Source organism: Allosphingosinicella sp., assembly GCF_036403745.1.
Classification (GTDB): Bacteria; Pseudomonadota; Alphaproteobacteria; order Sphingomonadales; family Sphingomonadaceae; genus Allosphingosinicella.
Genome location: NZ_DASWQI010000070.1, coordinates 58,545 through 68,677, shown reverse-complemented (window position 1 = coordinate 68,677; position 10,133 = coordinate 58,545). Strand labels below are relative to the sequence as shown.

Below are 10,133 nucleotides of genomic sequence, written 5' to 3'. Positions count from 1 at the left end.
CGAAGGCTCCTTCAGCGGTTGCGCGAGACGAGGGAGAAGACGGCGCCCTGCGGGTCGGCGCACTGCACCACGAAGCTGCCGTCCGGCACCTCCATCGGCCCCATCCGCACCGCGCCCCCGTTCGCCGTCACCCGTTCGGCGGCCGCATCCGTGCCGTCGACGGTGAAATAATAGCCCCAGGTGGATTTCGGCAGCGCGTCGGGCTTGTCCATCATGCCGCCCATGCGCTCGCCATTGGCGCCGAAGACGCGGTAAATGCCCATCGGGCCCATATCCATCTCCGACAGCGTCTCCCAGCCGAACAGGTCCGCATAGAATTCGAAGCCGGCCTTCTGGCCCTGGCTGGTGAACAGCTCGTGCCAGCCGCAGGCAGGGGAGTCCGGCTCCGGCCGTGGCGGCGGCACACTGCCCGGATCGGGCGTCATTATGTAGAACAAGGCACCGCCGGGATCCGCGACCATCGCGATGCGCCCGGCGCCCGCTATGTCGTTCGGCCCCATATGGATGCTCCCGCCCGCCGCCTTGATCTTCTCGGCGGTCTCGTCGGCATCGGCGACGGCGACATAGCCGTTCCACATCGGCGGCATGCCGTTCGCCTTCATATCGTCGGTGAACCCGAAAAGACCCCCGAACGCCCGCCCGTCCCGGCTCAGCACGATGTAAGGGCCGGAGTCCGTCGTCGAACTCGGGTGCGGCGCCGCAGTCCAGCCGACGACCGCCGAATAGAAGCGGATCGCCGCCTCCGGGTCGGGCGTCATCAGCTCGTACCAGATAAAGGACGGTGTCATTCTTTCTCTCCCTTTCGAAATGGTTCAGGCCGCCGCCTCTGCGACGACCTCGCCGGCCGGCCGGTCGCCGAGCGCGGCCATGTCCATCCACATCGGCTCCCAGATATGCCCATCGGGATCCTCGATGCTACGGCCGTACATAAAGCCGTGATCCTGCTTGTCGCGGGGCTCGCGGCCGCCGCTCGCCAGCGCGGCCTCCGTCATCGCGTCGACGGCTTCGCGGCTGTCGCACGAGATGCAGAGCAGCACTTCGCTCGTCCCGTGCGCGTCGGCCACGTCTTTGGGCGTGAACATCCTGAACTTGTCGTGCGTCAGCAGCATCACGCTGATGAGGTCCGACAAGACCATGCACGCGCCGCTGTCGTCGCTGAACTGCGCGTTCCGGGTGAGGCCGATCGCCTCGTAGAAGCGGGTGGCCCGCGCCAGGTCGGCGACGGGGAGGTTGACGAAGATCATGCGGGACATCTTTGCTCTCCCTTGGCGTTGCGTTGTCAGGCCTTCTCGCCGCTGTCGAGCAGGACCTCGAACCCGCCGAAGATCATCCGCTTCATATCGAACGGCATGTCGTCCGTCGGCTGGAGCCGCGGGTCGGCCATCACCTTGGGGCTGGCCGAATTGCGCAGCGCCTTGGACGGCCACACGATCCAGGAGAAGATGAGGCCGTCGCTCTCCTCCGCCGCGACCGCGCGGTAGAAGTCCGTCACCTTGCCGTGCGGCACATCGTCGCCCCAGCATTCGACGACGCGCAACGCGCCGTGATCGATGAACACCTCCGCCGCCCTCTTCGCCATGTCGCGATAGGCGTCCTTCTTCCCGTCCGGAACCGGGATCACGAATCCGTCTATGTAGTTCATCTCGATTCTCCCTGGGGCGCCGGCTTCGGCGACCATTTAGACGCCAGCGACGGGCTCATTCTTCTCCGTCCCTTTGATCTCTTGTTCCTCGCGCACCGCCCATTGCTGTCAGCGGGAGGAGGGCGCGCAGCCTCGGATCGCGGAGCCACAGCCCGCCCCATAAAATGACCCCCAGATAGACGCCGAAGAGGACGTGGCTGAACAGTGGGTTGGCAATCCGAACGTGAGTCGCCACCGCGCCGCCAAGATAGGCGGTGAGCAGGACCGCGCCGAGGAATGCGGTCCGCGGCACCAGGTACAGCAATGTGGCGCCGACCGTCAGCACGCCCAGCAGCCGTGCGGTGGCGAGATCCGAGGGCCAGCCAAGCCGTGCCATTGTCGCGGTGACCACGCGCGCCCCGGCAAGCTTCATCCCGCCGTCGACCAGCAGGAACGCCGCAACCAGTCCGCTGAGCGCTCGGCCGGTCCAGAGCGCGAAGCCGCCGGAGGCTCGGCTTGCCGGGGTGAGTCCGTATCGGATCGCCTGCGCCATTCCTTCTTCCTCTTGCACGCGTACAAAGTTCAGGCAGCGGCTTCGGCGGAGACTTCGCCGGGGGCGCGGCCATTCAATGCGGCGACGTCCATCCACATCGGGCCCCACATGTGGCCGTCCGGATCCTCGAAGCTGCGGCCGTACATGAAGTCGTATTCGTCCTTCGGGCTCGGCTCGCTGCTGCCTTGGGCGAGCGCCGCTTCGGTGATCTCGTCGACGGCCGCGCGGCTCTCGCACGAAATGCAGAGCAAAACCTGGCTCGTCTTGTGCGCGTCGGGAATCTCCTTGGGCGTGAACATCCGGAACTTGTCGTGGGTGAGCAACATGACGTGGATGACGTCCGACAGCACCATGCAGGAGGCGGTGTCGTCGCTGAACTGCGGGTTCCGGGTGAAGCCGAGCGCCTCGTAGAAAGCGGTGCTGCGCTTGAGGTCCGCCACCGGCAGGTTGAGGAAGATCAGTCTCGACATAGTGGCCTCTCCATCTTTCGAATCGTTGTTTGACGGTGATGCCGCTTGGTGTTATAAAAAGCAACAATGAAGTTAGAAAAAAGGACCAGAAGCTATAACGACGCTTGCGGGACGGCGCATGCGCTGGACCTGATCGGCGAGCGCTGGGCGCTGCTGGTGATGCGCGAGCTGATGCTCGGCCCGAAGCGCTTCAGCGACCTCAAGGCGGACCTTCCCGGCATCAGCGCCAACGTCCTCACCCAGCGGCTCGAAGGGCTGGAGGGGACCGGCCTCGTCCGCCGCCGCCGCCTCCCGCCCCCCGCCGCCGCCCAAGTCTACGAACTTACCGATTGGGGCTACGAGGCAGAGCCGATCGTTCAGGAGCTCGGCCGCTGGGCGACCCGCTCGCCGGCCCACGATCCGAGCCTGCCGCTCAGCGCCACCTCGCTGATGCTGTCCTTCCGCACGATGCAGTCGCCGGAGCGCATCGCCGGTCTTGCCGCCAGAGTGGGCTTCCGCATCGGCGAGCAAAGCTTCGTCGCCCGCATCGCCGACGGCCGCGTCCACACGGAACGGGGCGATCCGGCCGGCGCGGACGCGATCTTCACCGGCGCGCCGGAAGCGATCGCCGGCGCCGTCTATGGCGGCGCTCCGTTCGAAGCCCTCGCCGCCGCCGGGGCGCTGAAGGTCGAGGGCGACGAAGCCCTCGCCAGGCGCTTCGCCACCCTCTTCCCCCTGCCGCCGAAGGTCTCGGCCTAAAAGCCCAGCTTCACCGGCCGCTCGGGCTTTGCCTTCGCCTCCGCCGCAAGCAATGCGACGATCTCCGCCGGCCCGGCCTCGCCACGGTAGCGCAGCTGCCGCTTCACCACCGCGAAGTCGCCCGGCGTCAGGCCGCCGACGTCGCGCAGGCATGGTGGCGCCGCCCGACCGAAGAAGCGCGCGAACGCCCGCGCCGCGGCGTCCTCCGACAGCGCCCGCAGCCCGATCTTGAACACGAAGCGCCTGAGCGCCGCGGGATCGAGCCGCCGTGCGAAGTTGGTCGCCGCGACGAACGGGAGGGGATGGGCGTCCATCCAGGTGAGCAATTCGTTCACCTGGGTGATCTCCCACGAATGCTGCGCATCCGTGCGGTCGAGGAGGAGCGAATCCGCCTCGTCGAACAAAAGGACGGCGCCCGTCTCGCGCGCTTCGGCAAAGGCTTCGGCAATATTCGCTTCGGTGCCCCCCACCCACTTCGACAGGAGGTCCGACGCGCGCTTCACCTGCAGCGGCCGGTCGAGCCGTTCCGCGACGTGCGCCGCGAGCGCCGTCTTCCCCGTCCCGGGCGGACCCGTGAGAAGCAGCGAGAAGTCGCGCGGCGCCCCGGCGGCGGCGAGCCGCTCGACGAGCCCCGCAATGTCGCCGCCGCCGTCGTAGAGCGACAGGTCCAGCCCGCCTCCCTCAGGCACCGGCGCCAGCGCCCGACCACCGCGCAGGCCGAGGATAAGCGCGCGCTCGGCCGCCGCCGCCGCCGCCGCTCCTCCACCGGCGAGGGCGGCGGTGCGCAGCGCCGAGCGCGCGACGCTGGCGCTTTCCGGCTCGTGCAGCAGGAACGGGGCGAGCCCCGCCGCGGCGTCGGCGACTCCCTCCGCCTCCGCCGCGCGCGCGGCGATGCGCGCGCGCGCCTTCGGCGAAGGGTGGTCCATACGCAGCACGAAGCTCATCCGCCGTATGTGCGCCGGATCGACGGCGGTGAGGTCGTTGGTGGTCCAGATCACCGGCACCGCCCCCTCTTCGAGGAGACGGTTGACGTAGATCTTGGACCCCGCACGACGGCCGACGCCGGGCGTGAAGCTGGCCTCCGCGAACATATCCTCCATCTCGTCGAACAGCAGGACGCTGGCGCCGCGGCGTGCGAGCAGCCGCTGCGCACGCTTCAGCGCCTGCAGCCGCTCGGAGCGGCTCGGCTCCTCGCCCTCGACGTCGGCCTCACCGACGGCGAACAGCGACGCGGCGGCGGCGGCCGCGACCGCGCGGGCGAATTCCGTCTTGCCGGTTCCCGGCGGGCCGTAGAGCAGCACGCCGATACCCGCCGCCCGAGCCCGGAGGGCGCCCTTCAGCAGCCGCACGACGAGGTCGAATGCCTCCGCCTGCTCGGCGAAGTCCTCGCGACCGAGCGCCGCGGCTTGAGGCGCGCCGGCGAGCGCCGCCACCAGCTGCGCCTCGTCGGTCTGGCCGCGGTCGAGCAGGCGCGCGAAGCGCCACTGGAGTTGGAGCTCGCTGCCGCCATAGCCGCCGTCGGCTCCGAACCAGAGCAGGCCAAGCCCGAGCGCTTCGGAGCGGCGGATGCGCTGTCCCGCTTCGGCGGCCGGGGCGCCCGCGAGTTGGCCCACCAGCGAGGCCACGTCGTGCCCCGCCGTAGCGAGCCGGCAGCGCAGCCCGGACAGGCGCGGCAGGCGCTCGAAGGCGGCTACCGTCCGGACGAGGGCAAGCTCGAATCCGTCAAGGTCGAGCAGGGCCGCAGCGGCTGCGAGGCTGGTGAGCAGCGGCGGCTCCGGCTCGGCCGTGTCGATGCGGGAAAGCAGGCGCGGCAGAGTCTCCCAGTCGAGCGCCTCCACGCCGAAGGCGCGCGCAATCCGGCCCGGCGGCGAGTCCGCCCAGGCCTGACCCGGCCACAGCCAGTCGCGCTGGTCCGCAGCCCAGCCGAGTGCCGCCGCGGCCTCCTGGCTCGACGGTCCCACAGTGTCGCGCAGCAGCGCAAGCGCACGCTGCGCCAGAAGCTTCTCGCCCATGGCTCGTTCCTGCATGGCCCGGACGCGCACGAAAAAAGGCGCGGCCGGAGCCGTTCATTGCTTTGAGGTCGATTGGTTGCCCGCCGGGTCCGAACCCGGCCGGCGCGCCTTAGCGCTTGGGCGGGATGCGGACGGAGGCGGGAATATTCATCCCGTCATTCATGCGATCGTGCATCGCAGTCTCCGTCATCTCCGCGCGCCGGAAATGGCGCGGGGAGCGGGCCGATAATCCCGGAAGGCGCCGCTGTCAATCTCGTTGCCGCCGCGAAACCTTGCTCCAAGGCCCCGCTTTGGGCAGGAAGGCGGCGAGGGAGGGACCATGGCGAGCCAGGACGAGGGGGGCGGCGAGGGCCGCGACGAGGGGCGCGGCGAGGGCCGCGAGGCGGCGGCGCTGCAGGAGGCGCGGATCGAGGAAGCCGCGGTCGCGACGCCGGTGCTGCAGCTGCGGCTGCTGCTCGTCGTGCTGACTCTGGCGGGGATGTGGATCGCCCGCGATTTCGTGCTCGAGCTCGCCTGGGCCGTGGTCATGGCGGTGGCTTTGTGGCCGCTCTACCGCCGCCTCGCCCCGCCGCGGAAAGAGGGTCGCCACCTGCCGATCGTCGCGCCGCTCGTCGTCACGCTCGGCACCGGCCTGATCCTCATGCTGCCGCTCGCCATCGTCGCCGTCGAGGCGGCGCGCGACAGCCAGGCGGCGATGGCCTGGGTGACGCAGGCCCAGCAGCACGGGCTGCCTGCGCCGCCCTGGCTCTCGCACATGCCTCTGGCGGGGGACCGGGCCGTGGGCTGGTGGAACGGCCATCTCGCCACCCCGCAGGCCGCCGCCAACCTCCTCGGCCGCCTCGACGCCGGCGCAATCGCCAAATGGACCGAGACGCTGGCTCGCGAGCTCGCCTCGCGCAGCATGTTCTTCGCCATCACCCTGCTCGCCCTCTTCATCATCCTTCGCGATGGGGAGCGGCTCGCGAACAAGTCGGTCGACAATGCCCGCCGCTTCTACGGCGATTTCGGCGAGCGCTTCGTCATGCGCCTGGCCGACGCGATCCGCGGCGCGGTCAACGGGACGGTCTTCGTTGCGATCGGAGAGGGCACTTTGATCGGCTTCGCATACGCCGCCCTGGGCGTGCCGCGGCCGGTGCTGTTCGCGGTCATCACCATCGGCTTCGCGATGCTGCCCTTCGGCGCCTGGGCCGCCTTCGGCGTCGCCAGCCTCGTCCTCCTCGTCCAGGGCCATGTCGTCGGCGCGGTGATCCTGCTCGTGTTCGGCGCGGCGGTGATGCTCATCGGCGACAACATCGTCCAGCCGGCGCTGATCGGCAATTCGGTCGAGCTGCCGTTCCTGTGGACTTTGGTGGCGACGTTCGGCGGCCTCGAGACGTTCGGGCTCGTCGGCCTGTTCATCGGCCCCGCGATCATGGCGGCTTTGTTCCTGGTGTGGCGGGAATGGCTGGGCGAGGACGTCGTCGCCGGCTCCCGCCGCCGCCACAAGCGCGCCCAGCGGGCGAAGCTGCGCGGCGCCCCCGGCTCCGGCCCGGGCTTCGTCGCAGCGGACGGGGCTTCCGTCGAAGAGCCCTAGGTGTCGCTCCCCGCGAAAACGGCAAGAGAGGGGATGCGGAGGCTGCGACTTTGGCCTAGCTCTCGCGGCAAGAAAATCGATGGAGGGGATTATGCGCGCTTTCGGATTGACGGCCTTGGCCCTGCTGCTCGCGGCGCCCGCACTGGCGGCGGCGGCACCCGACGCGCGAGTGGCGGCAAGCGGCCCCGCGGACGTCGCCGCGGCGGTTTCCGGCCCCGGCCGTCCCGACGACCAGGTGAAGCTCGACGCGGTGCGCAAGCCCGTCGAAATCCTCAAGTTCGGCGGCCTGCGGCGCGGCGACATCGCGCTCGATCTGTTCGCCGGCGGCGGATATTATACCGAGATCATGGCCAAGGCCGTAGGCCCGCGCGGAGGCGTGCTTGCCTGGGAGCCGGCGGGCTTCCTCAACGACAAGGCCAGAGCGGGCTGGGCGGACCTGCGCAAGCGTGCGCCGAATGCCGGCCTGATCATGGTCTCCTCCAGCGCCTTCACGCTGCCGCGCGACGCCTTCGATTTCGTGATGATCCATCTGAACTATCACGACGTCTACTGGCAGAGCGCGAAGTACGGCTACGGCCCGCTCGACCCGAACGCCTTCCTGCGCACCGTCTACGATTCGATGAAGCCCGGCGCCGCGATCGAGGTGGTGGACCATGTCGCTGCCCCCGGCGGCGAGGTCCGCGACGTGGTCGAAAAGCTCCACCGCATCGACCCGGCGGTGGTGAAGGCCGACTTCAAACGCGCCGGCTTCGTTCTCGACGGCGAATCCAGCCTCCTGCGCAACCCCGCCGACGACCACACCAAACTGGTCTTCGACCCTAGTATCCGCGGCAACACCGACCGCATCGTCTACCGCTTCCGCAAACCCCGGAAGTAGCAAGAGCCCACTCCCCTCAGCGACCAACGGATCGTTTCCTCGACGAACGGGGCTTGCGCTCGGCTACAAATGTGGCATGCTACAGGTGTAGCAGCAACAAGGCCGATTCGAACGTCATGATCGAGACCCTGCCGCGCCGCGAGCGCGAGATTTTCGAGATCGTCTGCAGCGCCGGGGAGGCGACCGCCGCCGACGTCCGCGCGGCGATGAAGGACCCGCCGAGCCATTCGGCCGTCCGCACCCTCCTCGCCCGGCTGGAGGGACGCGGCATGCTGCGCCACCGCACCGCCGAGCAGAGCTACGTCTACGCGCCGGTGCCGCAGCCGGCCAAGGTCCGCGAATCGGCGCTCAAGCAGATGGTGCGGACCTTCTTCAACGGATCGGCGGCCTCGGCCGCGACGGCCCTTCTCGGCCTCACCAAGGACATGGACGCGCAGGAGCTCGACGCGCTCCAGCGGGCGATCGACCAAGCGAGGGAGCGCACGCAATGAGCTTCGACTTTCTCCTCGAGCTGGCCTGGAAATCGGCCCTGATCAGCGGCGCCGCCTTGGGCCTTGCCGCCCTGCTCCGCCGCCGCAGCGCCGGCGAGCGCTCGGCGCTCCTCGCCACCGCGGCGGCGTTGATCGTCGCGCTGCCCCTCATCACATTGCTGCTGCCGGCGCTGCCGGTGGTAACCTCGACGGTGCACGAAGCGGCGCCAATCGCGATCACTCCCGCGATGCTCGCCGCGGCGGCTGCGGCGGCTTCCGAGCCCGCCGCCGCGCCGAGCGCGTTCGACGATCCGTCGCTGCTCCTCGAATGGCTGTGGGCCGGCGGCGCGGCGATGGTGCTCGCGCGCCTCGTTGCGGGCCTCTGGACCCTCCGGCGCTGGACCCGCACCGGTGAGCCGATCGCCTCCCCCGTCTGGCAGGCCGCGCTCGAGCGTACCGCCGCCGAGGCCGGCATCGTCCGCCCCATCGCTTTGCTCCGCGCCGACGTCACCGCACCGCTGAGCTGGGGTGCGCTGCGCCCCGTCATCCTCATCGACCCGGACACCGCCCGCGAGCCCGGCGAGGCGGGTGCCGTTCTCGCCCACGAGATCGCCCATATCGCCCGCGGCGACTGGCAGGTGCTGATCCTGTCGCGGGTCGCCGTCGCCCTGTTCTGGTTCAACCCTTTGATGTGGCTGCTCGAGCGGCAGATCGTCCGCGAGGCGGAGGAGGCGGCCGATGCCCTCGCCCTCCTCCACGTCGAGCCGGCGCGCTACGCCCAGACCCTGCTGAGCTGCGCCCAGCATTATACCGCCCTTCGTCTCCCCGCGAGCGGCATGGCCGACGCCGCTCTGGGGCAGCGGGTGCGCGCGATCCTCGACCGGCGCCTCGCCGCCGGCGCGCCGCACCCGCGCTGGATCCGCATGGCGGTGATCGCCGTCGCCGCAATTGCCGCGCCGATCGCCGCGCTGAAGCCCGTCCAGGCCATCGTCCGCGCCGCCCCGCCGGTGGCGCCCGGAGCGCCGGTCGCTCCGCAGGCTCCCGTGTCTCCGGCGGATCTGCCTGAGCTTGCGACTGCTCCACAGGCCCCCCTGGTGCCGCCGGTGCCTGGTGCGCCTCGTGCCCCCTCGACGCCGCTCGCGCCGCCCGCCCCCGTGGCACCGCTGGCGGCAGCCTATGCCGCGGCCTATGCGCCGCCCGCGCCGCCCATCCCGCCGCTTCCGCCCCGCCACGCCCGCCACGGCATGGTCGACGGAGACGAGATCGCGCGCGAGGTGCAGGAGGCGCTCGCCGAGGCCCGAGTCGAGCGCGAGCAGGCCCTGCGCGAGGCGGGCGAGGCACAGCGTGAGGCCATGCGCGAAGTCGGCGAGGCGCAGCGCGAGGCGCTCCGCCACATCGACACCCGTGCCATCGCCGCGCAGGCCGCCCGCGCCGTCGCCGACGCCCAGCGCCAGGTCCGCATCTCGATGGCGGCCGGCGCGGAGGGCATGATGCGCGGCGCCGACGGCATGGAGCGCGGCGCGCGGCAGATGGACGAGGAGGCCGAGCGCCTCCGCTCACCCGATTACCGCGCCCGCCAGATCGCCAAGGCCGCCCGCGAAGGCCGCCGCGTCACCGACGCGGACGTCCAGCGTATGATCCCCGAGCTCCACCGCGGCGCCGAAGGCATGCGCCGCGGCGCCGCCGAAATGCGCCGCAGCGCCGACAAGATGCGCCGCGGCGAGGGCTGAGCGGAGGGCAACGCCGCCACGTTGCGGGCGTCAGGACTGCGCGCCCCGCGTACTGGCATCGCTTGGTTCCCATCCCGGGTCATTGCCGG

The 10,133-nt window shown here is 70.4% G+C and carries 11 protein-coding genes; 5 read left to right on the top strand and 6 right to left on the bottom strand.

What is annotated here, in order from left to right:
• Window positions 1-11: 11 nt before the first annotated feature.
• The 5 genes from VGC56_RS13380 to VGC56_RS13360 are packed head-to-tail and all read right to left on the bottom strand — an operon-like array spanning window position 12 to window position 2,644.
• Window positions 12-788: a VOC family protein gene (locus VGC56_RS13380; RefSeq protein ID WP_464125626.1), complete on the bottom strand. Its 777-nt coding sequence runs from the start codon at window positions 786-788 to the stop codon at window positions 12-14.
• 24 nt (window positions 789-812) lie between these two features.
• Window positions 813-1,253: a VOC family protein gene (locus VGC56_RS13375; protein WP_464125624.1), complete on the bottom strand. Its 441-nt coding sequence runs from the start codon at window positions 1,251-1,253 to the stop codon at window positions 813-815.
• A 26-nt stretch (window positions 1,254-1,279) separates the two neighbouring features.
• On the bottom strand, window positions 1,280-1,642 hold the full coding sequence (locus VGC56_RS13370) for a DUF1428 domain-containing protein (RefSeq protein WP_464125622.1): 363 nt from the start codon (window positions 1,640-1,642) through the stop codon (window positions 1,280-1,282).
• 55 nt (window positions 1,643-1,697) lie between these two features.
• The gene (locus VGC56_RS13365) at window positions 1,698-2,174 is read right to left on the bottom strand and encodes a DoxX family protein (RefSeq protein ID WP_464125621.1); all 477 of its coding nucleotides are present in this window, start codon (window positions 2,172-2,174) and stop codon (window positions 1,698-1,700) included.
• Between the two features lie 29 nt (window positions 2,175-2,203).
• Window positions 2,204-2,644 carry a VOC family protein gene (locus VGC56_RS13360; protein WP_464125619.1) on the bottom strand — a complete coding sequence of 147 codons (441 nt, stop codon included), beginning with the start codon at window positions 2,642-2,644 and terminating at the stop codon, window positions 2,204-2,206.
• A 66-nt stretch (window positions 2,645-2,710) separates the two neighbouring features.
• On the opposite strand from VGC56_RS13360, the gene VGC56_RS13355 reads away from it, so the two are divergent.
• Window positions 2,711-3,382: a winged helix-turn-helix transcriptional regulator gene (locus tag VGC56_RS13355; protein ID WP_464125618.1), complete on the top strand. Its 672-nt coding sequence runs from the start codon at window positions 2,711-2,713 to the stop codon at window positions 3,380-3,382.
• On the opposite strand, the gene VGC56_RS13350 is transcribed toward VGC56_RS13355, so the two are convergent.
• Window positions 3,379-5,394, bottom strand: coding sequence for an AAA family ATPase (locus VGC56_RS13350; RefSeq protein WP_464125616.1), 2,016 nt, complete (start codon window positions 5,392-5,394; stop codon window positions 3,379-3,381). The genes VGC56_RS13355 and VGC56_RS13350 overlap by 4 nt on opposite strands.
• 319 nt (window positions 5,395-5,713) lie before the next feature.
• On the opposite strand from VGC56_RS13350, the gene VGC56_RS13345 reads away from it, so the two are divergent.
• From VGC56_RS13345 to VGC56_RS13330, 4 genes are all read left to right on the top strand, one after another.
• Window positions 5,714-6,967: an AI-2E family transporter gene (locus VGC56_RS13345; RefSeq protein ID WP_464125614.1), complete on the top strand. Its 1,254-nt coding sequence runs from the start codon at window positions 5,714-5,716 to the stop codon at window positions 6,965-6,967.
• A 91-nt stretch (window positions 6,968-7,058) separates the two neighbouring features.
• Complete coding sequence (locus tag VGC56_RS13340) at window positions 7,059-7,844, top strand: class I SAM-dependent methyltransferase (RefSeq protein ID WP_464125613.1); 786 nt, start codon at window positions 7,059-7,061, stop codon at window positions 7,842-7,844.
• A gap of 116 nt (window positions 7,845-7,960) precedes the next feature.
• Window positions 7,961-8,335 carry a BlaI/MecI/CopY family transcriptional regulator gene (locus tag VGC56_RS13335; protein WP_464125610.1) on the top strand — a complete coding sequence of 125 codons (375 nt, stop codon included), beginning with the start codon at window positions 7,961-7,963 and terminating at the stop codon, window positions 8,333-8,335.
• Window positions 8,332-10,044 (top strand): M56 family metallopeptidase, encoded by a 1,713-nt coding sequence (locus VGC56_RS13330; RefSeq protein WP_464125607.1) that lies wholly within the window; start codon window positions 8,332-8,334, stop codon window positions 10,042-10,044. Before VGC56_RS13335 ends, VGC56_RS13330 begins: the two co-directional genes overlap by 4 nt.
• Window positions 10,045-10,133: the final 89 nt, after the last annotated feature.

Coding starts and splice junctions, on each gene's coding strand:
- VGC56_RS13380 (WP_464125626.1), bottom strand. CDS start 788: ATGACACCGTCCTTTATCTGGTACGAGCTGATGACGCCCGACCCGGAG.
- VGC56_RS13375 (WP_464125624.1), bottom strand. CDS start 1,253: ATGTCCCGCATGATCTTCGTCAACCTCCCCGTCGCCGACCTGGCGCGG.
- VGC56_RS13370 (WP_464125622.1), bottom strand. CDS start 1,642: ATGAACTACATAGACGGATTCGTGATCCCGGTTCCGGACGGGAAGAAG.
- VGC56_RS13365 (WP_464125621.1), bottom strand. CDS start 2,174: ATGGCGCAGGCGATCCGATACGGACTCACCCCGGCAAGCCGAGCCTCC.
- VGC56_RS13360 (WP_464125619.1), bottom strand. CDS start 2,644: ATGTCGAGACTGATCTTCCTCAACCTGCCGGTGGCGGACCTCAAGCGC.
- VGC56_RS13355 (WP_464125618.1), top strand. CDS start 2,711: ATGAAGTTAGAAAAAAGGACCAGAAGCTATAACGACGCTTGCGGGACG.
- VGC56_RS13350 (WP_464125616.1), bottom strand. CDS start 5,394: ATGGGCGAGAAGCTTCTGGCGCAGCGTGCGCTTGCGCTGCTGCGCGAC.
- VGC56_RS13345 (WP_464125614.1), top strand. CDS start 5,714: ATGGCGAGCCAGGACGAGGGGGGCGGCGAGGGCCGCGACGAGGGGCGC.
- VGC56_RS13340 (WP_464125613.1), top strand. CDS start 7,059: ATGCGCGCTTTCGGATTGACGGCCTTGGCCCTGCTGCTCGCGGCGCCC.
- VGC56_RS13335 (WP_464125610.1), top strand. CDS start 7,961: ATGATCGAGACCCTGCCGCGCCGCGAGCGCGAGATTTTCGAGATCGTC.
- VGC56_RS13330 (WP_464125607.1), top strand. CDS start 8,332: ATGAGCTTCGACTTTCTCCTCGAGCTGGCCTGGAAATCGGCCCTGATC.